26 protein-coding genes and 1 tRNA gene are annotated in these 25,740 nt (G+C 72.0%); 16 read left to right on the plus strand and 11 right to left on the minus strand.

The features are described from left to right. Positions 1-17: 17 nt before the first annotated feature. On the minus strand, positions 18-1,280 hold the full coding sequence (locus ACQPXS_RS22520) for an extracellular solute-binding protein (protein WP_433451104.1): 1,263 nt from the start codon (positions 1,278-1,280) through the stop codon (positions 18-20). A gap of 181 nt (positions 1,281-1,461) precedes the next feature. Between ACQPXS_RS22520 and ACQPXS_RS22525 the strand changes: the two genes are divergently transcribed. The 3 genes from ACQPXS_RS22525 to ACQPXS_RS22535 all read left to right on the plus strand — a co-directional run bounded on the left by ACQPXS_RS22525 (position 1,462) and on the right by ACQPXS_RS22535 (position 4,612). After that, the gene (locus ACQPXS_RS22525) at positions 1,462-2,415 is read left to right on the plus strand and encodes an ROK family protein (protein WP_390682300.1); all 954 of its coding nucleotides are present in this window, start codon (positions 1,462-1,464) and stop codon (positions 2,413-2,415) included. Continuing rightward, entirely contained in the window at positions 2,415-3,560 is a 1,146-nt protein-coding gene (gene nagA / locus ACQPXS_RS22530; protein ID WP_433451105.1) for an N-acetylglucosamine-6-phosphate deacetylase, read from the plus strand. Before ACQPXS_RS22525 ends, nagA begins: the two co-directional genes overlap by 1 nt. 122 nt (positions 3,561-3,682) lie before the next feature. Next, complete coding sequence (locus ACQPXS_RS22535) at positions 3,683-4,612, plus strand: 1-phosphofructokinase family hexose kinase (RefSeq protein ID WP_433451106.1); 930 nt, start codon at positions 3,683-3,685, stop codon at positions 4,610-4,612. Here the strand turns inward: ACQPXS_RS22535 and ACQPXS_RS22540 are convergent. Continuing rightward, a complete protein-coding gene (locus ACQPXS_RS22540; protein ID WP_433451107.1) occupies positions 4,609-5,550 on the minus strand; it encodes a carbohydrate-binding protein in 942 nt (313 codons plus the stop codon). The genes ACQPXS_RS22535 and ACQPXS_RS22540 overlap by 4 nt on opposite strands. Positions 5,551-5,667: 117 nt before the next feature. Next, a complete protein-coding gene (gene cdgB, locus ACQPXS_RS22545; protein WP_433451108.1) occupies positions 5,668-7,323 on the minus strand; it encodes a diguanylate cyclase CdgB in 1,656 nt (551 codons plus the stop codon). Positions 7,324-7,659: 336 nt separating this feature from the next. Here cdgB and ACQPXS_RS22550 point away from each other — a divergent pair, with 336 nt between their 5' ends. Next, complete coding sequence (locus ACQPXS_RS22550; protein ID WP_433451109.1) at positions 7,660-8,232, plus strand: flavin reductase family protein; 573 nt, start codon at positions 7,660-7,662, stop codon at positions 8,230-8,232. Positions 8,233-8,281: 49 nt separating this feature from the next. Next, positions 8,282-8,746 carry a GNAT family N-acetyltransferase gene (locus ACQPXS_RS22555; protein WP_433451110.1) on the plus strand — a complete coding sequence of 155 codons (465 nt, stop codon included), beginning with the start codon at positions 8,282-8,284 and terminating at the stop codon, positions 8,744-8,746. Positions 8,747-8,761: 15 nt separating this feature from the next. Here ACQPXS_RS22555 and ACQPXS_RS22560 read toward each other — a convergent pair whose 3' ends face one another. Beyond that, the gene (locus ACQPXS_RS22560) at positions 8,762-9,622 is read right to left on the minus strand and encodes a sigma-70 family RNA polymerase sigma factor (RefSeq protein ID WP_433451111.1); all 861 of its coding nucleotides are present in this window, start codon (positions 9,620-9,622) and stop codon (positions 8,762-8,764) included. Positions 9,623-9,767: 145 nt separating this feature from the next. After that, the gene (gene arfB / locus ACQPXS_RS22565) at positions 9,768-10,205 is read right to left on the minus strand and encodes an alternative ribosome rescue aminoacyl-tRNA hydrolase ArfB (protein WP_365327193.1); all 438 of its coding nucleotides are present in this window, start codon (positions 10,203-10,205) and stop codon (positions 9,768-9,770) included. Between the two features lie 170 nt (positions 10,206-10,375). Between arfB and ACQPXS_RS22570 the strand changes: the two genes are divergently transcribed. The 3 genes from ACQPXS_RS22570 (at position 10,376) to ACQPXS_RS22580 (ending at position 12,622) form a co-directional block, all read left to right on the plus strand. Then, entirely contained in the window at positions 10,376-10,951 is a 576-nt protein-coding gene (locus ACQPXS_RS22570; protein ID WP_153543370.1) for a TerD family protein, read from the plus strand. 230 nt (positions 10,952-11,181) lie between these two features. After that, entirely contained in the window at positions 11,182-12,138 is a 957-nt protein-coding gene (locus ACQPXS_RS22575) for a GNAT family N-acetyltransferase (protein WP_433451112.1), read from the plus strand. Positions 12,139-12,145: 7 nt separating this feature from the next. Continuing rightward, positions 12,146-12,622 (plus strand): hypothetical protein, encoded by a 477-nt coding sequence (locus ACQPXS_RS22580; protein ID WP_433451113.1) that lies wholly within the window; start codon positions 12,146-12,148, stop codon positions 12,620-12,622. A 9-nt stretch (positions 12,623-12,631) separates the two neighbouring features. Here ACQPXS_RS22580 and ACQPXS_RS22585 read toward each other — a convergent pair whose 3' ends face one another. After that, positions 12,632-14,023 carry a M1 family metallopeptidase gene (locus ACQPXS_RS22585; protein ID WP_433451114.1) on the minus strand — a complete coding sequence of 464 codons (1,392 nt, stop codon included), beginning with the start codon at positions 14,021-14,023 and terminating at the stop codon, positions 12,632-12,634. Positions 14,024-14,100: 77 nt separating this feature from the next. Between ACQPXS_RS22585 and ACQPXS_RS22590 the strand changes: the two genes are divergently transcribed. Next, positions 14,101-14,601 (plus strand): hypothetical protein, encoded by a 501-nt coding sequence (locus ACQPXS_RS22590; RefSeq protein ID WP_356303744.1) that lies wholly within the window; start codon positions 14,101-14,103, stop codon positions 14,599-14,601. A gap of 3 nt (positions 14,602-14,604) precedes the next feature. Here the strand turns inward: ACQPXS_RS22590 and ACQPXS_RS22595 are convergent, their stop codons facing one another. Next, on the minus strand, positions 14,605-15,294 hold the full coding sequence (locus ACQPXS_RS22595; RefSeq protein WP_433451115.1) for a pentapeptide repeat-containing protein: 690 nt from the start codon (positions 15,292-15,294) through the stop codon (positions 14,605-14,607). Between the two features lie 149 nt (positions 15,295-15,443). Between ACQPXS_RS22595 and ACQPXS_RS22600 the strand changes: the two genes are divergently transcribed. The 3 genes from ACQPXS_RS22600 to ACQPXS_RS22610 all read left to right on the plus strand — a co-directional run bounded on the left by ACQPXS_RS22600 (position 15,444) and on the right by ACQPXS_RS22610 (position 19,241). Then, positions 15,444-16,616, plus strand: coding sequence for an NAD(P)-binding protein (locus ACQPXS_RS22600; protein ID WP_433451116.1), 1,173 nt, complete (start codon positions 15,444-15,446; stop codon positions 16,614-16,616). A gap of 49 nt (positions 16,617-16,665) precedes the next feature. Then, positions 16,666-17,637 (plus strand): zinc-binding dehydrogenase, encoded by a 972-nt coding sequence (locus tag ACQPXS_RS22605; RefSeq protein ID WP_433451117.1) that lies wholly within the window; start codon positions 16,666-16,668, stop codon positions 17,635-17,637. A gap of 89 nt (positions 17,638-17,726) precedes the next feature. Beyond that, positions 17,727-19,241: an MFS transporter gene (locus ACQPXS_RS22610; protein ID WP_433451118.1), complete on the plus strand. Its 1,515-nt coding sequence runs from the start codon at positions 17,727-17,729 to the stop codon at positions 19,239-19,241. Here the strand turns inward: ACQPXS_RS22610 and ACQPXS_RS22615 are convergent. Genes ACQPXS_RS22615 through ACQPXS_RS22625 form a run of 3 tightly spaced genes read right to left on the minus strand, consistent with a single transcriptional unit; the run spans position 19,230 to position 21,807 of the window. After that, a complete protein-coding gene (locus ACQPXS_RS22615) occupies positions 19,230-19,709 on the minus strand; it encodes a GNAT family N-acetyltransferase (protein ID WP_351805357.1) in 480 nt (159 codons plus the stop codon). The two genes, ACQPXS_RS22610 and ACQPXS_RS22615, sit on opposite strands and share 12 nt — an antisense overlap. A gap of 27 nt (positions 19,710-19,736) precedes the next feature. Then, a complete protein-coding gene (locus ACQPXS_RS22620) occupies positions 19,737-21,143 on the minus strand; it encodes an NAD(P)/FAD-dependent oxidoreductase (RefSeq protein ID WP_433451119.1) in 1,407 nt (468 codons plus the stop codon). A gap of 10 nt (positions 21,144-21,153) precedes the next feature. After that, positions 21,154-21,807 (minus strand): rhomboid-like protein, encoded by a 654-nt coding sequence (locus ACQPXS_RS22625; RefSeq protein WP_433451120.1) that lies wholly within the window; start codon positions 21,805-21,807, stop codon positions 21,154-21,156. Here ACQPXS_RS22625 and ACQPXS_RS22630 point away from each other — a divergent pair. Beyond that, the gene (locus ACQPXS_RS22630; protein WP_433451121.1) at positions 21,806-22,720 is read left to right on the plus strand and encodes an aminoglycoside phosphotransferase family protein; all 915 of its coding nucleotides are present in this window, start codon (positions 21,806-21,808) and stop codon (positions 22,718-22,720) included. The two genes, ACQPXS_RS22625 and ACQPXS_RS22630, sit on opposite strands and share 2 nt — an antisense overlap. Before the next feature lie 43 nt (positions 22,721-22,763). On the opposite strand, the gene ACQPXS_RS22635 is transcribed toward ACQPXS_RS22630, so the two are convergent. Continuing rightward, positions 22,764-22,840, minus strand: a tRNA-Thr gene (locus ACQPXS_RS22635). 214 nt (positions 22,841-23,054) lie between these two features. Here ACQPXS_RS22635 and ACQPXS_RS22640 point away from each other — a divergent pair. The 3 genes from ACQPXS_RS22640 (at position 23,055) to ACQPXS_RS22650 (ending at position 25,719) form a co-directional block, all read left to right on the plus strand. Further along, positions 23,055-24,191 (plus strand): ABC transporter ATP-binding protein, encoded by a 1,137-nt coding sequence (locus tag ACQPXS_RS22640; protein ID WP_433451122.1) that lies wholly within the window; start codon positions 23,055-23,057, stop codon positions 24,189-24,191. Positions 24,192-24,418: 227 nt separating this feature from the next. Further along, a complete protein-coding gene (locus ACQPXS_RS22645) occupies positions 24,419-24,880 on the plus strand; it encodes a hypothetical protein (protein WP_433451123.1) in 462 nt (153 codons plus the stop codon). Between the two features lie 107 nt (positions 24,881-24,987). Beyond that, positions 24,988-25,719, plus strand: a complete 732-nt coding sequence (locus ACQPXS_RS22650) for a nucleotidyltransferase family protein (protein WP_351805345.1) — start codon at positions 24,988-24,990, stop codon at positions 25,717-25,719. Positions 25,720-25,740: the final 21 nt, after the last annotated feature.

Raw genomic sequence — 25,740 nt, forward strand, 5'->3', positions numbered from 1 at the left:
GGGGTCCGACAGGGCGCTCAGTTCGTCGCGCCGCTGTCCGCCGCCGCCGCCATCGCCTGGAGGCGGGTCAGGACGCCGGCGGGGTCGCCGCCGGGGGCGACGGCCTGGCCGATGTTCTGCTTCACGGCCGCGCTGACCGACGCCCAGGTGGTCTTGCCGACGGGGTACAGCTCGGAGGTGGCCAGCTGGTCGAGGAAGGGGTGCAGAGCCTTGTCGGGGGCGGAGTCCGACGCGCTCATCGCGTTGGACGCGGAGCCGGTGACCGGGAGGAGGCCGTACTCGCGGGAGAAGGCCAGCACGTTCTTCTCCGTGTAGACGAAGTTGAGGAAGTCGCCTGTCTGGTCGCGGTGCCCGTTCTGCTTGAAGGCCATCATCCAGTCGGCGACGCCCATGGAGGCCCTGGCCGTGCCGGTGCGCCCCGGCATCGGGACCATGCCGAACTTCACGCCCTTCTTCTCGGCCTGCTGGATCAGCGTCGGGTGGCCGTTGAGCATGCCGACCTGGCCGTCGGCGAAGGCGGCGAAGGCGCTCGCGCGGTTGAGCTTGCCGGGCGCGACCGGCCCGGTCAGGCCCTTGTCGACCAGCTCGTCCTTGAGCCAGGTGAAGGTCTGGACGTTCGGCGCGGAGTCGATGGTGTAGGTGCCGATGTCGTCGGTGTAGCCGTTGCCGCCGTCGCTGGGGTTGCTGCCGCTGAGCAGCCACTGCATGGTCTCGGCCTGGGCCTCCTCGGGGCCGAGCGGCAGCGCGTAGGGGTACTTCACGCCCTTGGCCTTGAGCGCCTTGGCGTCGGCGGCCAGTTCGTCCCAGGTGGTGGGCGGGGTGATGCCAGCCTCGGCGAACAAAGTCTTGTTGTAGAAGAGCACGCGCGTGGAGGCGGCGAAGGGGATGCCGTACTGCGTGTGGTTCCACTGCCCGGCCTCGGTGAGCTGGGAGAGGAAGTCGGCCTGGGTCCGGATGGAGAGCAGGTCGGAGGCCGGGTAGAGCTTGCCCGCGGCCGCGTAGTCGGCGTAGGCGCCGATCTGGGCCAGGTCGGGGGCGTGGCCTGCGGCGACCATGTCCTTGACCTTGGCGTCGACGTCGTTCCAGGAGTACACGCTGACGTCGATCTTCACACCGGGGTGCTTGGACTCGTACTCCTTGGCCAGGCTGTCCCAGTACTTCCGGGAGCTGTTGGCCGCCGAGTCGCCGTAGTCGGCGGCGACGAGTCTCAACGTGACGTCGGAGGAGCCCGTGCTCCCGCAGCCGCCGAGGACCGCCGTCATGCCCAGTGCGGACACCACCGCGATCGTTCCTGCCGTACGCCGACGCACCCTCAAAGCCCCAACCCTGCTGTCTGACCGTTCAATATATGGACACATAAGGTCTACACCACGTGAGTGGACTAGACCTCTCGCGGGTGGGAGGGCCACACTAGGGCCCGTGGTGAGACATGTCATCGCCCTGGACGTGGGCGGTACCGGGATGAAGGCCGCCCTCGTCGGCGACGACGGCGAGCTGCTCCACCGTGCCCGCCGCGCCACCGGCCGCGAGCGCGGCCCGGACGCGGTGATCGCGACGATCCTCGACTTCGCCGCCGAGCTGCACGCGTACGGCGTGGAGCGCTACGGCGAGGCCGCCGCCGCTGCCGGCATCGCGGTCCCGGGCATCGTCGACGAGCAGCGGGGCATCGCCTCCTACGCGGCCAACCTCGGCTGGCGGGACGTACCGCTGCGGGCGCTGCTCACGCAGCGGCTCGGCATCCCCGTCGCCCTCGGCCACGACGTGCGCACCGGCGGTCTCGCCGAGGGCCGGATCGGCGCGGGCAAGGGCGCCGACCGGTTCCTGTTCGTGCCGCTCGGCACCGGTATCGCGGGCGCCATCGGCATCGACGGCCGGGTGGAGGCGGGCGCGCACGGCTTCGCGGGCGAGATCGGCCACGTCGTCGTACGGCCCGGCGGGATCGCGTGTCCCTGCGGGCAGCGCGGCTGCCTGGAGCGGTACGCCTCCGCGTCCGCCGTCAGCGAGGCCTGGGCGGCGGCCGGCGGGGACCCGGACGCGGACGCCGCCGACTGCGCCAAGGCCGTCGTGTCCGGCGACCCGAACGCCGTCCGGGTCTGGCGGGAGGCGGTCGACGCGCTCGCCGACGGCCTGGTCACCGCGCTCACCCTGCTGGACCCGCGCACCCTGATCATCGGTGGTGGTCTCGCCGAGGCGGGGGAAGTGTTGTTCCAGCCCCTGCGGGACGCCGTCCGGCGCCGGGTCACCTTCCAGAAACTGCCGGCCATCGTCCCGGCGGCGCTCGGGGACACGGCCGGCTGCCTGGGCGCGGGCCTGCTGGCCCGCGATCTCCTCGACACCGGCGGACCCGTCCGCACCGACCCCGGCCCCGGCTCCACCGACGCCGATTCCACCGACCCCTCGGAGGTAACTGCCTGATGGCTCCCAGCTTGGTTCTCGCAGGTGCTCGGGTGGTGCTGCCCAGCGGGGCCCTGGACGACGGGCGTGTGGTCGTCGAGGGTACGAAGATCGCCGCTGCCGCTCCCGGGAACGCCGAGGTGATCGACGTGACCGGCCACTGGCTGGTGCCGGGGTTCGTGGACATCCACAACCACGGCGGCGGCGGTGCGTCCTTCTCCGGTACGGCCGAGCAGATCCTCACCGCGGTCCGCACGCACCGGCTGCACGGCACCACCACCCTGGTGGCCTCCACCGTCACCGACGAGATGGACCTGCTGGTCCGCCAGGCCGGGCTGCTGAGCGAACTGGCCGAGCAGGGGGAGATCGCCGGCATCCACTTCGAGGGGCCGTTCATCTCGCCGTGCCGCAAGGGCGCCCACTCCGAGGAACTGCTGCGCGACCCGGACCCGGCCGAGGTCCGCAAGCTGATCGACGCGGCGCGCGGCAAGGCCAGGATGGTCACGCTCGCGGCGGAGCTGCCGGGCGGCACCGACTCCGTACGGCTGCTCGCCGAGCACGGCGTCATCGCGGCGATCGGGCACACGGACGCCACGTACGAGCAGACGGTCGAGGCCATCGACGCGGGCGCCACGGTCGCCACCCACCTGTTCAACGCGATGCCGGCCCTGAACCACCGGGCGCCGGGCCCCATCGCCGCCCTGCTGGAGGACGAGCGGGTCACGGTCGAGCTGATCAACGACGGCACGCATCTCCACCCGGCCGCGCTGGAGCTGGCCTTCCACCGCGCGGGGGCGGACCGGGTCGCGTTCATCACGGACGCGATGGACGCGGCCGGCATCGGCGACGGCCGCTACATGCTGGGCCCGCTGGAGGTCGAGGTCAGCGAGGGCGTGGCCCGGCTGGTGGAGGGCGGCTCGATCGCGGGCTCCACGCTGACCCTGGACCGGGCGTTCAAGCGGGCGGTGACCGTCGACCGGTTGCCGGTCGAGGACGCCGTACAGGCCCTGTCGGTCAACCCGGCCCGTCTCCTCGGCCTTTCCGACCGCATCGGCTCGCTGGAGCCCGGCAAGGACGCCGACCTGGTGGTGCTGGACGCGGACTTCGACGTCAAGGGCGTGATGCGGCAGGGCGAGTGGGTGGTGATCCCGCCCCAACTGGCCTGATCTGCCCCTCTTTTCCGTGGACGGCGGCCGACTCGTGACTGGGCCGACCGCCGTCTGTTTGGCATGATCGTGCCCCCGGACACCGATGGCAGGCGCATGGACTTCGAGGGAGGTCGGCCCGGGTGATCCTCACGGTCACGCTGAACACCGCTCTCGACCTCACCTATCGCGTGCGGTCGCTACGGCCGCACGCCTCGCACCGGGTCTCGGAGGTCGTCGAACGGCCCGGCGGCAAGGGCGTGAACGTGGCCCGGGTGCTGGCCGCGCTCGGGCGCGAGGTGACGGTCACGGGGTTCGCGGGCGGCGGCACCGGGCGCGCGATACGCGACCGGCTGGGCGGGATCCCCCGGCTGACGGACGCGCTGGTGCCGGTCGCGGGGGCGAGTCGGCGCACGATCGCGGTCGTGGACGAACTGTCGGGCGACACCACCCAGTTGAACGAGCCGGGCCCGCCGATAGCGCCGGCCGAGTGGGGGGCCTTCCTCGACCGCTACGAGGAACTGCTGCCGTCCGCCTCGGCGGTGGCCCTGTGCGGCAGCCTGCCGCCGGGCGTGCCGGTGGGGGCGTACGCGAACCTGGTCCGCGCGGCGCGGTCGGCCGGCGTCCCCGTCCTGCTGGACACCAGCGGCGAACCACTGCGCCGCGGGGTGGCCGCCCGCCCCGACCTCATCAAGCCGAACGCCGACGAACTGGCCGAACTGACCGGCTCCCACGATCCGTTGCGGGCAACGCAGGACGCCCGGCGGCGCGGCGCCCACGCGGTCGTCGCCTCCTTCGGCGCGGACGGCCTGCTGGCCGTCACCCCCGAGGGCCGCTGGCGCGCCACCCCACCGGCCCTGGTGCGCGGCAACCCGACCGGCGCGGGCGACTCGGCAGTCGCGGGCCTGCTGTCGGGGCTCATCGAGAACCTTCCGTGGCCGGACCGCCTGGCCCGCGCGGTCGCCCTGTCGGCGGCGACCGTACGAGCCCCTGCCGCTGGCGAGTTCGACCCGGCGGTGTACGAGGAGCTGCATGGGACGGTGGCGGTGACCGGGGTGGTCAGCGCGGCCTAGCCCTTCAGCGTGTGCTCCCCCTCCTCGAGCCAGAACTGGTCGATCAGCGCGTTGCACTGGTCACCGGGCTGGCAGGAGACGGAGATCGTGTTGGAACCCTGATTGAGGGTGGGGTACACGTAGGTCGTGGTCCAGCCATTGGCGTAGTCGCCGTCCTTGGCGTGGGTGTAGTTCTTCAACGGCAGCCCGGTGGCGAACGGCTTGCCGTTGATGCTCACCGTCATCTTCTGGTCCGGGCCGGCCACGCTGAAGTGTGCGAACAGGGTGTATTCGCCGGCCGAGGGGACGTTGTCGACGGTCCAGGTGATCGAGGAGCCGACCGTGTTCAGGCCGCCCACGTAAGAACCGTCCGCGCTCTTCGCACCCTTGACGTCCGAGGCCTTCGCCGCGCCGCCGGCGAGCTGAACGCCGCCGGCGGTCGCGTCGGTCTTCAGCTGGCCGCTCTCCGCCGTGATGCTGCTGGACGGGCTCGGGGCGTGGCTCTGGGACTGGGACTGGGACGGAGTCGTGCCGGCCTGGTTGCCGGTGTTCTTGTCGTCGTTGCCGTTGAGCATCGCCACGCCGATGCCGATCACGACCGCGGCGACCACCGCGATCGCGCCGATCAGCAGGCCCTTGGTGTTCGGGCCGCGGCGGCCGGGGGCGGGCGGCGCGGAGCGGGGGCTGCTCGGCGGGGTGCCGCCGGGGAGGGTCTCGGGGGCCTGGTAGTAGGCGTTCGGCTGGCCGTAGCCGGGCTGCTGCTGGGGCACGCCCTGGCCGTAGGTGGCCTGCTGCTGGCCGTACTGGCGTTCGCCGACCGCCCGCACCCTGCTGACCGAGTTCGGGTAGCCGTAACCGCCGGACGGCGGCTGAGCCCCTCTGGCCTGACCGTCGGCGTACAGATAGCCGAACGGGTCGTCGTCCTCGGGCGTGCTCGGGCCGTTTTCGCCGGGCGTCATCCCTTGGTCTCCTCAGCGGGTGCGGGTGGATGCGGTACAGGTCTGGAAAGGCGAGCCTACCCGCTCCGGCTGAGCCAAACGGGTGACTCGCACCGCATCAACTCGCTGACCTGGGGATCATCCGGCGCGTCGGTGCTGTTTGGGACGAGATCGTTTCTCTACGTACATCCGCTCGTCAGCGGACTTCAACACTTCGTCCGCCGTCATGCCGCAGTGTGCCCACCCGATGCCGAAGCTCGCGCCCACCCGGACGGCGCGGCCCTCGGCCCGGATCGGCTGGATGATCTCGTTGCGCAGCCGTACGGCGAGGTCCTGGGCGTCGGCCCGGCCGAGGCCGTCGGCGAGGATCACGAACTCGTCGCCGCCGAGGCGGGCGACCGTGTCGCCGTCCCGGACCCCGCGGGACAGGCGCCGGGCGACCTCGATCAGGACCGCGTCGCCCGCGTTGTGCCCGAAGCGGTCGTTGATCGACTTGAAGCCGTCGAGGTCGCAGAAGAGCACCGCGAGCCCCTTGGTGCCGTCGTCGCGGTCGTCCTCGGGGGCGACGGTGTGGACGTGGTGGTCGAAGGTGCCGTACGCCTCGGTGCCCGGCCGGAAGTCGAAGCCGTGACTCGCGGGGGCGTCGAAGGCGGGGTGGCCGTAGGCCGCGTCCAGCGACTCCAGATCGCCCGCGTGGGCCGGGCGCCGGCACAGCCGGGCGGCCAGGCGGGAGCGCAGCTCGGCGGAGTTCGGCAGGCCGGTGAGGGAGTCGTGGGAGGCGCGGTGGGCGAGCTGCAGTTCGCGGCGCTTGCGCTCCTCTATGTCCTCGACGTGGGTGAGGAGGAAGCGGGGGCCGTCGGCGGCGTCGGCGACGACGCTGTTGCGCAGGCTCACCCAGACGTACGTGCCGTCGCGGCGGCCGAGGCGCAGCTCCGCGCGGCCGCCCTCCGCCGAGGTCCGCAGCAGCGTGCCGATGTCCTCGGGGTGGACGAGGTCGGAGAAGGAGTAGCGGCGCATCGCGGAGGCCGGGCGGCCCAGCAGGCGGCACAGGGCGTCGTTGGTGCGCAGGATGCGGCCGTGCTGGTCGCCACCCATCTCTGCGATGGCCATGCCGGAGGGGGCGTACTCGAAGGCCTGCCTGAAGCTTTCCTCACTCGCCCGCAGGGCCTGCTGCTCGCGCTCCAGGCGGACCAGGGCTCGCTGCATGTTGGCGCGCAGCCGGGCGTTGCTGATCGCGATGGCGGCCTGGAAGGCGTACATCTGCAGGGCCTCGCGGCCCCAGGCGCCGGGGTGGCGGCCGTTGCGCGGCCGGTCGACGGAGATGACCCCGAGCAGCTCGCCGCAGGAGCCGCCCGAGACGCCCGGCGTGTACATGGGGGCGAAGAGGCGGTCGGAGGGGTGCCACTCGTCCTCGAAGCGTGGTGCCGGGCCGTCCGTGAACCACTGGGGGACGTCGTCGTCGTCCAGCACCCAGCCCTCGGTGTGCGGTATGAAGACCAGGTCACCCCAGCGCTCGCCCATGTTCAGCCGCCGGTCCCAGGACTCGCGGGAGCCGACCCGGCCGGTGATCAGGGCCTCGGCGGCGGAGTTCCCGGCGAACGCGGCGACGACGAGATCGCCGTCCTGGCGCACGAGGTTCACGCACGCCATCTCGTAGCCGAGGGCTTGTACGGCGCCGTCGGCGACCGTCTGCAGCGTGTCCGCCAGACTGCGTGCCGTGTTCATGTCGGCCATGACCTGGTGCAGCTGTCGCAGGGACGCAAGACGGACGTACGGCTCCGACTCGGTCTCCATGCTCGCCCTCCCCCCGAGACCTCGCAGCGAATCAAGGGTTGTCTTCGGCGCTTCTTAGGGTGCCTCTTACGGTGCGTTCCAGTTTCCCCCGCCACTGAATCACAGCGCGCTGCCCACTCGGTACACAGGGTCAACAATTCCTGACCCTTGTGACTCAAGTCACAGGCAAACGTGAGCAACTGAGTGGAGTTTCCGCGTTTTCCGCGTGCGTTACTGAACGCAAGCTTTTGGGGTCTGTTCACATCATGCACACAACGGGTCCTCCGTCGGTCCTAGGACCCGGCTCGGGCGGAGGCCCGATGCGGCCCGTGCGGGGCGGAGACTAGCGTTTCGGGCGTGCTGAAGACTCCCTCCCCCACCGCCCCCGCCGCTTCCGGGCATGCTGAGGGGGTGAGCAACGACGAGTTCCGGGCCGCGATGTCCCGGCTGGCCGCCGGAGTGGTCCTGGTGACCGCGCAGGAGCCGCCGCTGGACCCGGACGACCCGGACGCGCCGGGCATGGAGGACGTCGGCATGACCGCCACCGCGTTCATGTCCGTCTCCCTCGACCCGCCGCTGGTCCTGGTGAGCCTGCGCACGGGCTCCCGCATGGACGACCTGCTCGACGAACAGCCCCTGTGGGCGGTGTCGGTCCTCACCGAGAGCCAGCGGCACGTCGCGGGCCGCTTCGCCATGCGGGGCCGCATCAGCGACCGGCTGCTCTTCGAGGACATCGCGTACGTCCGCGGCGAGGTCACCGGCGCCCCTCTGGTGGGCGGCGCGCTGGCCACGCTGGAGTGCCGCACCGAGCAGCGGGTGACGGCCGGCGACCACACCCTCGTCATCGGCCGCGTCCTGACCGCGAGCGTCCCGAGCGCGGAGGGCGGGCCGCTGCTGTACTTCCGGGGCCGGTACCGGCAGTTGGGGTGACCCCGATATTGCGTGGCCCCGCGGCGGCCGCCACGCCTAGCGTGCCCGGATGACCACCCCGCACCTGCAAGACATCACCCCCCGCAACGTCGAGGCCGCCATCGGCATCCGCATCCGCCCCGACCAGGAGCACGCGGTCGAGCCCGTGGTGAAGTCCCTCGCCGAGGCGTACGTCCACCCCGCCGGCGTCGCCTGGCCCCGCCTCATCGTGGACGGCGACCGCCCGGTCGGCTTCCTGATGGCCTTCTTCGACATCGACTGGCACGGAGACGGCAGCGTGCGCCGCTCCGGGCTGTGGCGGCTGAACATCGCGGCGGAGGAACAGGGCCGCGGCTACGGCCGCTTCGCCGTCGACTCGGTCGCCGCCGAGATCCGCCGCCGCGGCGGCAAGGAGCTGTACGCCACCTGGCACCCCGGCCCGGACGGCCCCGAGGACTTCTACCTCCGCCTGGGCTTCCGCCGGAACGGGGAGACGAGCGGGGGACAGACGGTGGGGGTGCTGGACCTCCGGTGACGCCCGGCGGCTCGGCTACACCGGCTCGATGGTCAGCTCGGCCAGGTCCTCCGGGTTCGTCAGGATGTCGATGGCCGTGATGCGGTCGGCGGCGAAGGCGAACGTCAGGACACGCTCGACGCGGCCGCCGGCGTACACGACCAGCCCCGTCGCCCCGTCGACCAGCGCGGGACGCGCCACGCGGGCCAGATGGGCGAAGCTCTTCGCACCGGAGGCGACGCCCACCGCACCGGCGGCCACACCCGCCTCGCTGCGCGCCACCACGTCCGGGTCGAGCACCGCCAGCAGGCCGTCGAAGTCCCCCTCCCGCGCGGCCGCCAGGAAGGCGTCGACCACCTCCCGCTGCCGTACCAGGTCGGCTTCCGGAGCCTCCGCGCCCCGCACCCGGCGCCGGGCCCGGCTGGCCAGTTGCCGCGCGGCGGCCGGGCTGCGCCCGAGGATCCCGCCGACCTCCTCGAACGGCACCCCGAACAGGTCGTGCAGCACGAACGCGAGCCGCTCGGCCGGCGAGAGGGTGTCGAGGACGACCAGGAGCGCCATCCCGACCGAGTCCGCGAGCACGGCGTCCTGTGCCGGGTCCGGTTCGGCGGATGCCCCGGGATGCCAGGTGTCCAGGGGCTCCTCGCCGCACGAGCGGCGGGAGCGGAGCATGTCGAGGCAGACCCGGCCGACGACGGTCGTCAGCCAGCCCCCGAGGTTGTCCACCTCACGCGTGTCGGTCCGGCTCAGCCGGAACCAGGCCTCCTGCACCGCGTCCTCGGCCTCCGCGGCCGAGCCCAGCATCCGGAAGGCGACGGCCCGCAGATGCCCCCGGTACGCCTCGAACCGCTCGGCGAGAAAGTGGTCGTCGCGGTGCTGCCGCTCGTCGTCGCTCATCGGGTGCCCGGCCTCTCCGTCGCCTGGTGGTCCGTTCCCTCACCGACCCACTGACTCACTGACGAACGGCAGGCCCCGGATGTGACGCCTCAGGGCCGCACGGCGGGCCGTACGGGTGACGGGCGTCGCCCCGCGCCCGCCGGGCTCATGCCCAGTCGCGGCCCGAGCGGCCCCGCTTCGTCTCCGAGCGCTGCTTCTTCTGCCGCAGCCGGCGTTCGTTGATGCCCCGCGGGATCCGGGTCGGCCTGCGCGGCTTGGGCGGGGGCGCGCAGGCCTCCGCGAGGAGGGCGGCGAGGCGTACGGCGGCGGTCTCGCGGTTGCGCCACTGGGAGCGGTGCTCGGAGGCCCGCACGGTCACCACGCCGTCGACGAGCCGGCCCGCGAGCCGCTCGAGCGCCCGCTCCTTCCAGACCGCCGGCAGCGCCTCGGTGCGGGCGAGGTCGAAGCGCAGCTCCACCTGCGAGTCGCTGGTGTTGACGTGCTGTCCGCCGGGCCCGGACGACCTGGAGAAACGCCACATCAGCTCGGCCTCGGGAAGGGAGACGGAGCCGCGGATGACGTAAGGACCGGACATGCCCTCCATGTTCCCGTCCCCGCCCGGTCCGCGTCACCTGGATTTCCGGGCCCGGATCTCCCCGCTCGGTAAAAAAGGTAAAGGGCTCCGGAACCACCGGGACCCCCTCGACGTTCTTCCCGGTGACGGTAGCTTCAAGGGCACTGCACCACACATATCCAAGGGAAGGGACTCCCAACATGGCTGTAAGCCTGTCCAAGGGTGGCAACGTCTCGCTCACCAAGGAGGCTCCGGGCCTGACCGCCGTCACCGTGGGCCTCGGCTGGGACGTCCGCACCACCACCGGCACGGACTTCGACCTGGACGCCTCCGCCATCGCGGTCAACGGCCAGGGCAAGGTCTACTCGGACGCGCACTTCGTCTTCTTCAACAACAAGCAGACCCCGGACAACACCATCGTCCACACCGGCGACAACCGCACCGGCGAGGGCGCCGGCGACGACGAGGCGATCAACGTCAACCTGGCCGCGCTCCCGGCCGACATCGACAAGGTCGTCTTCCCGGTCTCCATCTACGACGCCGAGAACCGCGGCCAGAACTTCGGCCAGGTCCGCAACGCCTACATCCGCATCGTCAACCAGGCCGGCGGCGCCGAGATCGCCCGCTACGACCTCTCCGAGGACGCCGCGACCGAGACGGCCATGGTCTTCGGCGAGCTGTACCGCAACGGCGCGGAGTGGAAGTTCCGCGCGGTGGGCCAGGGTTACGCCTCGGGCCTGGTCGGCATCGCCCAGGACTTCGGTGTGAACGTCTGACGGACGCCGGACGCTGCGCTGAGCTTCGGCCGCCATCCGGAGGCGGCGGTGCCGGGCCCGATCCAGGCGGAACGCGGCGCAGCGGCGGGCAGAGGCCTTCGGTCGTCGGGCCTCCGGTTGCGGTGAGCGGCAGTCTCCGGCCGCAGTGGGCCGGCGGCCGGAGACTGCCCGGCCGTCCCGGCGTTGAAAAACCGGGGTGGGCAGGGAGTCTTCGGGGATAGCTTGCCGCTGTGATCCTCGAACCTCTGTCCCCCGGCCGGGACTTGCCGCCGCCGCTGCTGGCCGAGCTCACCGCGCTCTACGCCTCCAACCGCGAGTTCCACCGGCTCAGCGGCGACTTCCCCGACCCGGACGACGTACTCCCCGAGCAGGTCGCGGCCGCGCTGGCCGAGGACCTGGCCGTGCCGGGCGCCGAGGTGCTGCTCGCCCGCACGGAGGAGGGGCGGCTCGTCGCACTCGCGGGCACGCTCGCCCACCACCCCGACCCCGCCGACCCGGATCCGTGGATCGGGCTGCTGATGGTGGACGCGGCCGAGCACGGGAAGGGCCACGGCCGGGCCGTCGCGGACCTCGTCGAGGAGCGTTTCCGCGCACAGGGCCGCCGCAGCGCGGTACGGCTCGCCGTCCTCGCCAACAATCCCAAGGCCCTGGCCTTCTGGACCGCCCTCGGCTACGAGGTGATCGGCCACCGCCCCGACCGTGCCCTCGGCCGCCCCTGCGCGGTGCTGCGCAAAGTGCTCGGCGAGCAGTCCCGCACACCGAGGAAGGCGGCCCGGATCGCCGTCGTCGACCCGGACGGCGCGGTGCTCCTCTTCCGGTACGACAACATCGAGGTCGGCGTCCACTGGGCGCTGCCCGGCGGTGGCCTGGAGCCAGGCGAGTCCCCGCGCGAGGGCGCCCTCAGGGAACTGGCCGAGGAGACCGGCTGGACCGGCCTGGAGCCGGGCCCCCTGCTGTGCACCTGGGAACACGACTTCACTCACACCGGCACACCCGTCCGCCAGCACGAGCACGTCTACGTCACCCGCGGCCCGCGCCGGGACCCGGCCGGCCCCGGCCTCGCCGCCGCGCACGCCGCCGACGGCATCCTCGCCTGGCGCTGGTGGACACGGCGGGAACTGGCCGGGGCACCCGAGCCGGTGTGGCCGCCGGGACTCGCGGGACTGCTGGACGCGTGGGAGGACTGAGCGGGCGGTGGAGTGGACGACACTGGCCGGTACCGGACTCGGCGCCGTCGTCGGGGTCGGCTCGACGCTGCTCGCCGACCGGGTGCGGTGGCGGCGCGAGACCGGTGAACGGGACCGGCGCGAACGCAGGGAGCTGTATGTCACCTGCCTGACCAGGTACCGGCTGGCCTACGAGGCCATGCACACGGCCGCCACCGCCCACCGGGACGGGCCCGCGGACCGGCGGGACGCGGCCGTGCGGGAGGCGTTCCGCGACTCGGGCTGCGACGAGGTCCGGGAGAACCTGCTGATCTGCGCCCCGGAGGAGATGGCGGACGTCGTCGAGGACGTGTACGCCTCCCTGCGGGAACTGCTGGAGGTGTTCGCCGCGGGTGATCCGGCGCTGGACACACCGGAGTTCCAGGAGCACCGGCTCAGGCACGCGCAGGCCGTGTGGGCGGCCCGGGCGGCGATGCGGGCGGCACTGGAGCGGGGAGCCCGGTAACCGCGCCCGTCACGGACGGGCCGGCTTGCCGTCGCCGTACAGCCAGTCCTTCCAGATCTCGGCGAAGTCCTTGTGCGGGGCCTTCTTCTCCACGTACGCGGTGAAGTCGGCGGTGCTCGCGCTGCCGTGGCGGTGGGCGGCGGCCCAGCCCTGGATGATGTCGTAGAACGTGTCGTCGCCGACCTTCTGCCGGATCTTCTGCAGGACCATCGCGCCCCGCTCGTAGACGGGGCTGTCGGAGATGTGGGCGGCGCTCGACGGTTTCGCGGGCGGGTAGGCCCAGATGGCCTCGTTGTCGCCGCGGTACAGGTCCATGAAGTGCTTCTGCACGCTGTCGCCGCCGTGGTCCTCCTGCCACAGCCACTCCGCGTAGGTGGCGAAGCCCTCGTTCAGCCACATGTCCTGCCAGGACTCCGGGGTGACCGAGTCGCCGTACCACTGGTGGGCGAGCTCGTGCACGAGGGTGCCGGTGTCCGGGGCGCCGGGGAAGACGGGCCGGTTCTGGGTCTCCAGGGCGTAGCCGGCGTCGTCCGGGCGGTCGACGATCGCGCCGGTGGAGGAGAAGGGGTACGGCCCGAAGTTCGTCTCCTCCCACTCGATGATCTCGGGGAGCCGTGCCAGCGCCTTCTCGCTCGCCTTCGCCTGGGTGGGGTCGACGGCGGTGAGGATCGGCAGTCCGTGCGGGCCGGTGCCGCGGATGAGGTCGAAGTGGCCGACGGCGACGGTGGCGAGGTAGCTCGCCATGGGCTGGGGGGTGTGCCAGTGGAAGGTCGTACGGCCGCCCTTGGTGTACTGGTCCGCCAACTCGCCGTTGGACACGGCCTGCAGGCCCTTGGGGACGGTCACGGTGAGGTCGTAGGCGGCCTTGTCGGAGGGGTGGTTGTCGCCGGGGAACCAGGCCATGGAGCCGACGGGTTCACCGAGGGCCAGGGCGCCGTCGGCGGTGGGCAGCCAGCCCTCCTTCGAGCCGTCGGGGTCGGTGAGGGTCTGCGGGGTGCCCGCGTAGCGGACGGTGGTGCGGAAGGTCTCGCCGCTGCTCAGGTCGTCGTGCGGTCGGACGGTGAGCTCCTGGCCGGCCCGGTTGAAGCGGGCCTTCTTGCCCTCGACGGTGACCGAGTCGACGTGCAGCCCGGCGAGGTCGAGGTCGAAGGCGGACAGGCCCTGGGTGGCGCGGGCGGTGATGACCGCCGTGCCGGTGAGACGGCGGGTGGCGGGGGTGTAGTCGAGGGTGAGGTCGTAGTGCTCGACGTCGTAGCCGCCGTTGCCCGCCTTCGGGAAATAGGGGTCGCGTACGCCGGAGCCGCCCGGGGTGCCATGCACACCGGCGTCGCACGCGGTGCCCGTCAGGGCGAGGGCGAGCAGGGCCGCGGCGGCCGGCACAAGGCGTACGGATCTGGACATGTCAGTGATCTTAAATGCCGGGGTTCGCGTGATCCGGGTGTCCGGGGACGCTGCCGAGGCGTGACACCATCTCTGACGTGCTCGACATCGGCTACGCCCTCTCCAACCGGTTCCCGGACCCCCCGCAGACCGACTACCGCCGCGCGGACGTGCGCGCGCTGCGGCACGACCTGTTCTGCGGTGACGTGTATCTCGCGGACACGAAGACGGACCGGGAGCTGTCCACAGCCTGGGGATGGGTGCCGGTGCTGGACTTCGCGTGGGCGCTGTGCGACATCGTGGAGCGGCTGGACCGGGACCCGATGGGCTCCCGCGCCGCCCGGCCGCAGCGGGCGGAGCTGGACTTCACCGAGTCCACCGACCGGATGCTGTTCGAGCGCCGCTTCGGCTGGGTGGACATCACCGCCGACTGGGTGCCGGCCGAGGAGTCCCCGCTGTCCTTCTCCCACGCCGAACTGCGCCGCGAGGCCCGCGACTTCCTGCACGACCTGATCGCCGACCTGACCGACCTGCATGAGGACTTGTCGGAGAACCCCGCCATCTGGACGCTCCAGGCCCGCTTCCCCCGCGTGCCATAGGCCCTACTCCACCCGGATCCCCAGCTCCGCCGCCAACAGCGGTGCCAGATCCAGCAGTTGCCCCGTGCTGATCACCGCCCCCGACAGCCGGTCCAGCCCCCGCACGATCTCCAGCGGCGCCGCCCCGCGCAGGTCCACGTCCGTCAGTGTCGCGCTGCCGAAGTCGGCCTCTTTGAGGGCGCAGTCGACGAACTCCACCCGCTCCAGGGTCGCGCCCGCGAAATCCGGCTCGACCAGGACGCAGGACTCGAAGACGACGTCCTTCAGGCGGGCCTCCCGCATGTTGAGGTAGTCGATCTTGCCGCCGCGGACCACGACCCGTTCCAGGACGGCGCCGTGCAACTGCGTGCCGCCCAGCCGGGCGTCGATCAGCTCGACGTCACGGAACGTGGACTCGGCGAGATGCGTGCCCACCCCGCGCGGCCCGGTCAGGACCGAGTCCAGCACTCTGGCCCGGCCCAGCGCCGTACCGTCCAGCAGACAGCCGGTCAGGGCGCAGTCCATGAACCGGGCGCCCACGCCGTCCTGCCCCGTCAGGTCGGCGTCCTGGAAGTCCAGCCCGTCGTAGTCCCCGTCCGGCTCCAACTCCCCCTGCGGCCACGGCCGAAGGGGCGGCAGCCGCAGCTCCGGCCGTCGCGCTCCCCGCACCGCTGCCCGGCCCGCCGCACGGCCGCCCGTCGCTCTCCTCGCCATGCCCCCATGCTGCACCCCACCACTGACAACCCACCTGACCTGCGCAAACCCCGGCGATGTCACATTCCGGGCCCGTCAAACAGTCCTAGTTACGAACCGACAGCCGTACGCACGGACCAGGTGTACCGATCAGAGGGAGGGCCCACCTCATGCACCGCCCCACGCACCGCATCACCGTCGTCGGCGGTGGCTTCGCCGGACTCACCGCCGCGATCGCCGCCGCCGAGGCGGGCGCCACGGTCACCCTGTACGAGGCCCACCACACCCTGGGCGGCCGGGCCCGCACCGCCGAGGGGCCGTACCGCACCAACGAGGGCCCGCACGCCCTCTACAGCGGGGGGCCGCACTGGACCTGGCTCCGGCAGCGGAACCTGATCGGACCGCTCGCCCCGATCCCGGCCCTGGAAGCGGCCCGGCTGCGGCTGCGGCACCACGGCGCACTGCGCCGCACCCCGCCCTTCGGGATGCTGAAACTGCTGCGCCCCGGCATCCGGCAGGCGCCCGTCGGCACCGACTTCCTGAGCTGGGCGGCCGGCGTCGCCGGCGAGGAGGGCGCCCGCGCCGCCGCGCACTACGCGGCCGTCGCCCTGTTCCACCACAACCCCGGCGCCCTGTCCGCGGCGTTCGTGCAGGAGCGGCTGCGCCGGGCCACCAAGCTGCCGCCGGAGGCGCACTACCCGGTCGGCGGCTGGGCCTCCCTGATCGACCGGATGGCCACCCGGGCCTGGAAGCTGGGCGTGCGCATCGAGACGCTGTCCCGCGTCGACGCCCTGCCCACCGACACCCCCGTGGTCCTCGCCACCTCGCTGGCCGCCGCCCGCCGGCTGCTCGGCGACGACTCGCTGACCTGGCCCAGCGGCCGTACCGTCCTGCTCGACCTCGCCGTCCGCACCCGGCGCGGCGACCCGTTCGTCCTCTCGGACCTCGACGCGCCCGGCTGGCTGGAGCGGTGCACGGCACCGGATGCGTCCCTCGCCCCGGCCGGGGAGCAGCTGATCCAGGGCCAGTTCCCGATCGGCCCGGGCGAGTCCCGGGCCGACGGTCTCGCCCGCGCCGAGGAACTGCTCGACCTGGGCTTCCCGGGCTGGCGGGAGCGGCTGACCTGGCGCCGGGAGGCGATGGCGGACGGCCGTACCGGGGCCGTCGACCCGCCGGGGACCAGCTGGCGGGACCGGCCCGCCGTGGACCGCGGCGACGGGGTCTGTCTCGCCGGCGACCAGGTGGCGGCGCCGGGCGTGCTGTCGGAGGTGTCCTTCAACAGCGCGATCACCGCGGTGTCCCTGATCCTCGGCCGGCCCGCCCTTGACCTCAAGCGCGCTTGAGGCCGGAGCGTGGAGCCGATGAGACAGCCGTCCTCCTGGGGGGGTCACCATGCACGCCGTCCGCCTGTACGCCTTCGGTCCCGCCGAGAACCTCCGCTACGAGCAGGCCCCGGACCCGGTCCCCGGCCCGGGCCGGCTGCGGATCGCGGTCGCCGCGGCCGGGGTGCACCTGCTCGACGCCGCCCTGCGCGCCGGGCACCGAGGTCCGCTGCCCGAGCGGCCCACCCTGCCGACCGTGCCCGGCCGCGAGGTCGCCGGGGTCGTGGACGCGCTCGGCGACGGCGTCGACGGGCTGTGGCTCGGCAGGCGGGTCGTGGCCCACCTCGGCTTCGCGCCCGGAGGGTACGCCGAACTCGCCGTCACCGAGGTCGACCGCGTGCACGAGATCCCGCGGAACCTGGACTTCGCCGCAGCCGTCGCCATGATCGGCACCGGGCGTACTGCGCTCGGGATCGTGCAGTTCGCCGAGCCGGGACCGGACGACGTGGTCGTCGTACCCGCCGCCGCCGGAGGCATCGGCACCCTGCTCGTGCAGTATGCCAAGAACGCCGGAGCCACCGTGATCGGACTCGCGGGCGGCCCGGAGAAGACGGCCCGGGTCCGGGCGAACGGCGCCGACCTCGCCGTCGACTACACCGACACCGCCTGGCCCGCGAAGGTCCGGGCCGACCTCGGGGCCAGGCAGGCATCGATCGTCTACGACGGCGTCGGCGGAGAGGCGGCCCGGCAGGCCGTCGCCCTCCTCGGACCCGGCGGGCGGCACCTGGTCTTCGGCTGGTCGGCGGAAGGCATCGGGGAGGGCAAGGGACACCTCGTCGAGGGCGTCTCCCAGTCCGTGCTCGGCCCCGAGATGCTCCGCAGGGCGGGCGGACTGCACGCGCTCGAACTGCGCGCGCTCGCCGAAGCCGCCCACGGCCGGCTGCGCCCCGCCGTCACCCGCTTCCCCCTCGCGGCCGCGCCCGCGGCGCACCGCGCACTCGAGAACCGCGGAACTATCGGAAAGGTGGTACTGGAGCCATGAAACGCCTGACGAATACCAGGGCGAAAGCCCCGAGCAGCCGGAACACGCACACGGATGCAACGCGCCACGATTCGTGGTCTTCTGGCCAGATGAGCAACGGCCGAACGGGTGCGGCCGGAACCCCCCGAGAGGCCCCCGAGGCGACCGATCCGCACCGCTGGTGGGCCCTCGTCGTCATCGCCCTCGCCCAGCTGATGGTCGTCCTGGACGCGACGATCGTGAACATCGCCCTGCCCTCCGCCCAGCGCGCCCTGCACATGTCCGACGGCAACCGCCAGTGGGTGATCACCGCCTACACCCTCGCCTTCGGCGGCCTCCTCCTGCTCGGCGGGCGCATCGCCGACCTCGTCGGCCGCAAACGCACCTTCGTCCTCGGACTCGTCGGCTTCGCCATCGCCTCCGCGATCGGCGGCGCCGCCACCAGCTCCGGCATGCTCTTCGGCGCCCGCGCGCTCCAAGGCGCCTTCGCCGCCGTCCTCGCGCCCTCCGCGCTCTCCCTGCTGACCACGACCTTCACCGACCCCCGCGAACGCGGCAAGGCCTTCGGCGTGTACGGCGCCCTCGCCGGCAGCGGCTCGGCGATCGGGTTCATCGTCGGCGGTCTGCTCACCGAGTACCTCAACTGGCGCTGGTGCCTGTACGTCAACGTGCCCATCGCCGTCCTCGCCGTGTTCGGCGCCTTCGCCCTACTGCACGACCGTCCCGGCCACCGCGAGGCCGGCCTCGACGTACCCGGCGCCCTGCTCGGCTGCGGCGGCCTCGTCGCGATCGTCTACGGCTTCAGCGAGGCCGAACCGCGCGGCTGGACCGACCCGCTGGTCCTCGCCCTCTTCGCGGCCGGGATCGCCCTGCTCATCACGTTCGTCTGGTGGCAGAACCGGGCCCCGAGCCCCCTGCTGCCGCTGCACATCATCAAGGACCGCAACCGCGCCGGCTGCTTCCTGACCATGATGCTCGCGACGATCGGCATGTTCGGCCTGTTCCTGTTCATGACCTACTACCTGCAGATCATCCTCGGCTACTCGCCGGTCAGGACGGGCCTCGCCTATCTGCCCCTCACCGCCGCGATCATCACCGGCTCCACGCAGATCTCCGCACGGCTGCTGCACCGCGTGGCCCCGCGCATGCTCATGGCCCCCGGCATGGTCCTCGCCGCGGGCGGCATGATGCTCCTGACCCGCATGACGGTCCACTCCTCCTACACGACCGACATCCTGCCCGCCCTGCTCCTGATGGGCCTCGGCATGGGCCTGACCTTCATGCCCGTGTTCGCCACCGCGACCTCCGGCATCGCGCCCCGCGACTCCGGCGTCACCTCGGCGACGGTCAACACCTCGCAGCAGGTGGGCGGCTCGATCGGTACGGCACTGCTCAACACCATCGCCACCACCAGCAGCGCCGCCTACATCACCGCCCACCTGCGCACCGGCGCGCCCAAGGCGCTCGTGGTCCCGGCCGGTGTCGTCCACGGCTACACCGTCGCCATCTGGTGGGCGGCCGGCGTGATGCTCCTGGCGGGGCTGACGGCCGGCCTGCTGGTCACGGCCAAGGCCCCGAAACACGGGGCGCCGGCCGACGCCCCGGTGCCCGAGTCAGTGACCTGATCCCAGGGCCGCGAGCGCCTCGTCCGTCAGCCGGTACACCGTCCACTCGTCCTGCGGGCGCGCGCCCAGGGCCTCGTAGAAACCGATCGCGGGCCGGTTCCAGTCCAGCACCGACCACTCCAGCCGCCCGTACCCGCGCTCCACACAGATCCGCGCCAGCTCCGTCAGCAGCGCCCGCCCGTGCCCGCCGCCCCGGGCACCGGGCCGGACGTACAGATCCTCCAGGTAGATCCCGTGCACCCCGCGCCAGGTCGAGAAGTTCAAAAACCACAGCGCGAACCCCACGGCCTCCCCGGTGGCGTCGTCCACGGCCATGTGCGCGAACGCCGCCGGCCGCTCCCCGAACAGCGCCTCCCGAAGCTGCTCCTGCGTCGCCTCGGCCTCGTCCGGAGCCTTCTCGTACTCGGCCAGCTCACGGACGAGGGCGTGGATGACGGGGATGTCGGCGGGTATCGCGGGACGAATCATGCGGCGAGACTAACCGTCACCACCCGCTCAGTGCCGCCCCGCCACCCGGTCCGCCACCTTCGCCAGCCGCGAGGACTCCGTCCCCGGGCGGAGCCGTTCGCGCAGGTCGGCGGTGCGGTAGGTGGCGTACATGCCGTGCACGCCGAGCCAGCGGAAGGGTTCGGGTTCCCACTTGCGGACCTTGTGGTTCACCCAGGGCAGGTCCGTCAGCTCGGTGCGGCCACCCTGGCCGGAGTCCTGCCGGACCAGGTCCCGCAGGGTACGGGCGGCCAGATTGGTGGTGGCGACCCCGGAGCCGACGTACCCGCCGGCGAAGCCGAGGCCCGTCGAGCGGTCGAGGGTCACCGTGGCGCACCAGTCGCGGGGTACGCCGAGGACGCCCGACCAGGCGTGCGTCACCCGGACCCCGGCCAGGGCCGGGAAGAAGCGGGTCAGGATCTCCCGGAGGGCTTCGACGGTCGCCTCCTGCGTGCGGCCGTCGTTGTCCGTCCTCGATCCGAAGCGGTACGGCACACCCCGGCCGCCGAGTGCGATGCGGCCGTCGGCGGTGCGCTGGGCGTACATGTAGGCGTGGGCCATGTCGCCGAGGGTCTCGCGGCCGTCCCAGCCGATGGACGCCCACTGGTCCTCGGTCAGCGGCTCGGTGGCGATCATGGAGGAGTTCATGGGGAGCCAGGTGCGCCTCAGGCCCTTCAGGGACGCGGTGAAGCCCTCCGTGCAGCGCAGGATGTAGGGAGCGCGGACCGTGCCGTAGGGGGTGACGGCGTGCTTGGGGCGGATCTCGGTCACCGGGGTCGACTCGTGGATCGTGACGCCGAGGGCCTCCACCGCCGCCGCGAGGCCCTTGACCAGCTTCACGGGGTGCAGCCGGGCGCCGTGCGGGGTCCAGGTGGAACCGACCGCGTCGGCGATGCGGATGCGCTCCGCGGTCTGGCGGGCGCCGTACAGTTCCCGGTCCTTCTCGCCGTACGACAGCTCGTGCTCGTGGAAGGCCTTCAGACGGGCCAGTTGGGCGGGTGTGGTGGCCACTTCGAGGACACCGCCCTGGTGGATGTCGGCGTCGATGCCCTCGGCCTCGGCCGCCGCGATCACCTCCGCGACGGTGTCGTTCATCGCCTTCTGCAGGCGGACGGCGGCCTCACGGCCGTGCAGCCTGGCGTACCGGTCGCGGCCGGCGATGCCGTTGTAGAGCCAGCCGCCGTTGCGGCCGGAGGCGCCGTAGCCGCAGAACTTCTGCTCCAGGACGGTGATGCGGAGGAAGGGGGCGGCCTTCTTCAGGTAGTACGCCGTCCACAGACCGGTGTAGCCACCGCCGACGATCGCGACGTCGGCGGTCGCGTCCCCGGGCAGGGGCTCGCGTACCGCGGGGAGGCCGTCGTCCGCGTACCAGAAGGAGATCCCGCCGTTGACGACACTGCTTGCCGAGCTGCTCATGGCCGGGACGTTAACCCTTCAAAGCGGCCAGTGTCTCCTTCGGATTCCATGCTTTTCCGCGGCCTCTGGTCAGGGGGTAACAGGCCAGCCCGATCAGTACGGAGACGAAATGGCCGAGTTCGGTGAAGGTGCGTCCCGCGGCCAGGGGCAGGGTGAAGACGGGCAGGATGACCAGGAGATACCCGTACCGCCAAGGGGAGGCGAAGCGGTAGGTGAGAACACCGATGACGCCGGCCAAGGCGTAACTGACGCCGATGTCCAGGGTGTTGACGGCCGAGTGCGGGGCCATGCCGTCCCGGACTGCCTTCAGCAGGGCGCCTTCGCTGATGAGGGTGGCCAGGACGTGCGCCAGGGCGCACACCGCGAACCAACGGGCCGTGCCGAGCCAGCGTTCGGCGGGCGCCTGGAACACGGTGTACAGCAGGACGTAGGGGAGCCAGCGGCCGCTGTCGATCCACATCGCGCTGGCCACGAGGACCCGTACCGGATTGCGCGACAGTTCATGGATGTTGGTCGACCGCTGCCGCAGGAAGTGCTGCTCGAACTCCGGCGACATCTGGTGCAGCGCGACGGTCGTGACGAACAGGACCGCCAGCCACACATACGTGCCGGGAGCGCTGCGGATGTATGCCCACACGTGGCCGAGGCCCCGGTTAATTCGCATGAGCCGATTCACGCACGCCAGTATCGTCCGGTCCGTGATTGACATCCCCGGCGATCTCGCGGAGGCCCAGGAGACGTACAACGGTGCGGCGGGGCGGGCGTTCATCGCCGGGCTGCCGGCTCTGGCGGCCGCTTTCCTGGACCGGTGGCGGCTGCGGCTCGACGGGCCCTCCATGAACGGTGTGAGCGCGCTGGTCCTGCCGGTGGTCCGGGCCGACGGCGGCCGTGCCGTGCTCAAGCTGCAGCTGCCGGACGAGGAGAGCGAGGGGGAGCCGGTCGCGCTGCGGGTGTGGGACGGCGACGGGGCCGTACGGCTGCTGGACCACGACCCGGCGACGGGCACCATGCTCCTGGAACGGCTCGACGAGTCGCGGATGCTGTCCGCCATGGCCGACACGCGCGCGGCCGTCGTGGTCGTCGCGCGGCTGCTGGACCGTCTGACGTCCTTCCCGGCGCCGCCGGGCATGCGCCGGCTCGGTGACATCGCCGAGGCCATGCTGGAGCAGACCCCCTGGGCACTGGAGCGCATCCCCGACCCTGGGGCGCGCCGGATCGTCGCCGGCTGCGCGGCCGCGGTGCGGGAGGTCGTCGCGGAGCCCGGTGACCGGCTGCTGCACTGGGATCTGCACTTCGAGAACGTGCTGGCCGCCGACCGCGCCGAGTGGCTGGCCATCGATCCCAAGCCGCTGGCCGGCGACCCGGGCTTCGAGTTGTGGCCGGCACTGGACAACCGTTTCGAGGCGGCCGAGGTGCGCCGGCGCTTCGACGCGATGACGGAGGTGCTCGGCCTGGACCGGGAGCGGGCACGCGCCTGGACGCTGGGCCGGCTGCTGCAGAACGCCCTGTGGGACGTGGAGGACGGCCGGCCGCTCGAGGACCGCCAGCTGGAGATCGCACGCCGGCTCCGCACATGAAAAATGCCGCCGACTCGGGAAAATCCCAGGTCAGCGGCGCTTTTGGAGCCCCCTGTCGGATTCGAACCGACGACCTTCGCTTTACAAGAGCGGTGCTCTGACCAGCTGAGCTAAGGAGGCGTGCACCCGGGTGCTCGTGCAGTGTACCCAGGTCCGCGTCGGGTCCTGTCGAAAATTTCCGCGAAGTTCACAGTCGCCGAGGTACTGACAGACCGGTGAACGCCAGGTACCGTCCTGAGCCAGTTCGCGCAGTTCACTCGTGTGGACTACACCACCACCTTCCTACAACGGATCGTCCGGCACGTTCCTGCCGGTAGAAGGGGGCCCATTCACCATGGCCACTGTCACGTTCGACAAGGCGACCCGGATCTACCCGGGTTCCACCAAGCCCGCCGTCGACGGTCTCGACATCGCGATCGAGGACGGCGAGTTTCTCGTCCTGGTCGGCCCGTCGGGTTGCGGAAAGTCCACCTCGCTGCGGATGCTCGCGGGCCTGGAGGACGTCAACGCCGGCGCCATCCGCATCGGTGACCGCGACGTCACGCACCTGCCGCCCAAGGACCGGGACATCGCCATGGTGTTCCAGAACTACGCCCTCTACCCGCACATGACGGTCGCCGACAACATGGGCTTCGCGCTCAAGATCGCGGGCGTCAACAAGGCGGAGATCCGGCAGAAGGTCGAGGAGGCCGCGAAGATCCTCGACCTCACCGAGTACCTGGACCGCAAGCCGAAGGCGCTCTCCGGTGGTCAGCGCCAGCGTGTCGCCATGGGCCGCGCGATCGTGCGTGAGCCGCAGGTGTTCCTCATGGACGAGCCGCTGTCCAACCTGGACGCCAAGCTCCGCGTGAGCACCCGTACGCAGATCGCCTCGCTGCAGCGCCGCCTCGGCATCACCACCGTCTACGTCACCCACGACCAGGTCGAGGCCATGACGATGGGCGACCGTGTGGCGGTCCTCAAGGACGGTCTGCTCCAGCAGGTCGACTCGCCGCGGAACATGTACGACAAGCCCGCGAACCTCTTCGTCGCCGGCTTCATCGGCTCCCCGGCCATGAACCTGGTCGAGGTGCCGATCACCGACGGCGGCGTGAAGTTCGGCAACAGCGTCGTCCCGGTCAACCGGGACGCCCTGACGGCCGCCTCGGACCGGGGTGACCGCACGGTGACCGTGGGTGTCCGCCCCGAGCACTTCGACGTGGTCGAGCACGACGGCGGCACGGCCGCCTCCCTGACCAAGGACAGCGCGGACGCGCCGGCCGGTCTCGCCGTCTCCGTGAACGTCGTCGAGGAGCTCGGCGCCGACGGCTACGTCTACGGCACCGCCGAGGTCGGCGGCGAGGTCAAGGACCTGGTCGTCCGCGTCAACGGCCGCCAGGTCCCGGAGAAGGGCTCCACGCTGCACGTGGTGCCGCGGCCGGGCGAGATCCACGTGTTCTCGACGTCCACGGGTGAGCGTCTCACCGACTGAGCGCGTTCACACGGACTGAGCTGCGCGTTCGCGCGGAGTTGACGAAAGGGGCCCTGCGGAGTGCCGCAGGGCCCCTTTCGCGCGGTTCACGCGTGCGGAGATACCCCGGCACAGCCATCATTTCGGGCGGGGTACGTCAACCCCATACCCAGAAAGTAGCGCCATCTCATCCCCCGAAGGGGTGACTGAATGTCGCCAAATCATTACCCCACGCTACCCTCACACGCGTGAAGCTCTCCACCACCCCACAGACGCGACGCGGCCACCGGGGCGGCCCTGCCCGCCGGATCGGCCGCACTCTCGCCCTCGTCCTGCCCGTCGTCCTGGTGCTCTCCGGAACCCTCGCGGTGACCCGGGTCAACTGGACGGGAGGCCCCTCCAGCTCGGCGCTGGCCGCCTCGGACATCTCCGCGGCGGGGGTTTCCACCAAGACGGTCTCCCGCGCCCCGCAGGACGTGCTCCGCGACCAGCTGATGAGCGAGCTGCAGGACAAGAACCCCGGGGTCGTCCTCGGCCACCTCCAGCAGGCCGTGAACGGACACCCCGCGCTGGCCCGGCACTGCTCGGCCATCGCCCGGGCCCTGGGCCAGGCCGCGGTGCGCATCTACGGCGCCTCGCGCGCCCAGTCCTACGCCCGCCCGGTGTGCGACACGTCGTTCGCGTCGGGCGTGCTCGCCGCGCACAGCTGAACACCGGGAGGCGCCCGGAAGCCGGTGACCGCTCCTTCGGGTAACGGGTCCCCAAGGAGCGCGCCGCCGCCGGCCGGCCCTGGCGGGGCGCCACGTACAGTGCGGTCATGACCCATCCCAACGCCGCGTCGCGCCCCACCCAGGCCGTGATCCTGGCCGGTGGCCAGGGCTCCCGGCTGCGCCCCTACACCGACGACCGGCCCAAGCCGATGGTCGAGATCCCCGGCACGGGCACTCCGATCATCGGCCACCAGCTGAACTGGCTCGCCGAGGAGGGCGTGACCGACGTGGTGGTCTCCTGCGGCCATCTCGCCGACGTCCTGCAGAAGTGGCTGGACTCCGCCGACCTGCCGCTCTCCGTCACCACCGTCGTGGAGACCGAGCCCCTCGGCCGTGGCGGCGGCCTGAAGTACGCCGCCGCGCATCTCCCCCGCCCCGACCGGGCCTGGTACGCCACCAACGGCGACATTTGGACCCGCTTCTCCCTGCGGGACATGGCCGACTTCCACACCGAGCGGGACGCCGTCGCGACCCTGGCTCTGGCGCGGCCGCGCATCCCCTGGGGCGCGGTGCAGACCGACGGGTTCGGGCACATCACCGACTTCATCGAGGCTCCGCCGTCGACGTTCGAGATCAACGCGGGCGTGTACGTGTTCTCGCCCGAGTTCGCCTCGCTGCTTCCGGAGCGGGGGGATCACGAGCGGACCACGTTCCCCGGGCTGGCCCGTGAGCGCAAGCTCGCCGGGTTCCCCATTCCGCAGGGGGCGTACTGGCGGGCCATCGACACGGCCAAGGATCTGACCGAGGCGGCCAAGGAGCTCGCCGCGCTGGGGCGGTAGCCCGGCGGTTTGCGCCCTCGC

It is taken from the genome of Streptomyces sp. CA-142005, from assembly GCF_050942335.1.
In the GTDB taxonomy this organism is placed as follows: domain Bacteria; phylum Actinomycetota; class Actinomycetes; order Streptomycetales; family Streptomycetaceae; genus Streptomyces.

What these genes read in the sequence shown, in the direction of transcription:
- ACQPXS_RS22595 (WP_433451115.1), bottom strand. Translation starts at nt 15,294, where the DNA reads ATGGCGAGGAGAGCGACGGGCGGCCGTGCGGCGGGCCGGGCAGCGGTG.
- ACQPXS_RS22630 (WP_433451121.1), top strand. Translation starts at nt 21,806, where the DNA reads ATGAGCCGATTCACGCACGCCAGTATCGTCCGGTCCGTGATTGACATC.
- ACQPXS_RS22540 (WP_433451107.1), bottom strand. Translation starts at nt 5,550, where the DNA reads ATGACGCCCGGCGAAAACGGCCCGAGCACGCCCGAGGACGACGACCCG.
- ACQPXS_RS22585 (WP_433451114.1), bottom strand. Translation starts at nt 14,023, where the DNA reads ATGTCCAGATCCGTACGCCTTGTGCCGGCCGCCGCGGCCCTGCTCGCC.
- ACQPXS_RS22525 (WP_390682300.1), top strand. Translation starts at nt 1,462, where the DNA reads ATGAAGGCCGCCCTCGTCGGCGACGACGGCGAGCTGCTCCACCGTGCC.
- cdgB (WP_433451108.1), bottom strand. Translation starts at nt 7,323, where the DNA reads ATGGAGACCGAGTCGGAGCCGTACGTCCGTCTTGCGTCCCTGCGACAG.
- ACQPXS_RS22605 (WP_433451117.1), top strand. Translation starts at nt 16,666, where the DNA reads ATGCACGCCGTCCGCCTGTACGCCTTCGGTCCCGCCGAGAACCTCCGC.
- ACQPXS_RS22600 (WP_433451116.1), top strand. Translation starts at nt 15,444, where the DNA reads ATGCACCGCCCCACGCACCGCATCACCGTCGTCGGCGGTGGCTTCGCC.
- ACQPXS_RS22640 (WP_433451122.1), top strand. Translation starts at nt 23,055, where the DNA reads ATGGCCACTGTCACGTTCGACAAGGCGACCCGGATCTACCCGGGTTCC.
- ACQPXS_RS22555 (WP_433451110.1), top strand. Translation starts at nt 8,282, where the DNA reads ATGACCACCCCGCACCTGCAAGACATCACCCCCCGCAACGTCGAGGCC.
- ACQPXS_RS22560 (WP_433451111.1), bottom strand. Translation starts at nt 9,622, where the DNA reads ATGAGCGACGACGAGCGGCAGCACCGCGACGACCACTTTCTCGCCGAG.
- ACQPXS_RS22615 (WP_351805357.1), bottom strand. Translation starts at nt 19,709, where the DNA reads ATGATTCGTCCCGCGATACCCGCCGACATCCCCGTCATCCACGCCCTC.
- ACQPXS_RS22610 (WP_433451118.1), top strand. Translation starts at nt 17,727, where the DNA reads ATGAGCAACGGCCGAACGGGTGCGGCCGGAACCCCCCGAGAGGCCCCC.
- arfB (WP_365327193.1), bottom strand. Translation starts at nt 10,205, where the DNA reads ATGGAGGGCATGTCCGGTCCTTACGTCATCCGCGGCTCCGTCTCCCTT.
- ACQPXS_RS22570 (WP_153543370.1), top strand. Translation starts at nt 10,376, where the DNA reads ATGGCTGTAAGCCTGTCCAAGGGTGGCAACGTCTCGCTCACCAAGGAG.
- ACQPXS_RS22650 (WP_351805345.1), top strand. Translation starts at nt 24,988, where the DNA reads ATGACCCATCCCAACGCCGCGTCGCGCCCCACCCAGGCCGTGATCCTG.
- ACQPXS_RS22625 (WP_433451120.1), bottom strand. Translation starts at nt 21,807, where the DNA reads ATGCGAATTAACCGGGGCCTCGGCCACGTGTGGGCATACATCCGCAGC.
- ACQPXS_RS22620 (WP_433451119.1), bottom strand. Translation starts at nt 21,143, where the DNA reads ATGAGCAGCTCGGCAAGCAGTGTCGTCAACGGCGGGATCTCCTTCTGG.
- nagA (WP_433451105.1), top strand. Translation starts at nt 2,415, where the DNA reads ATGGCTCCCAGCTTGGTTCTCGCAGGTGCTCGGGTGGTGCTGCCCAGC.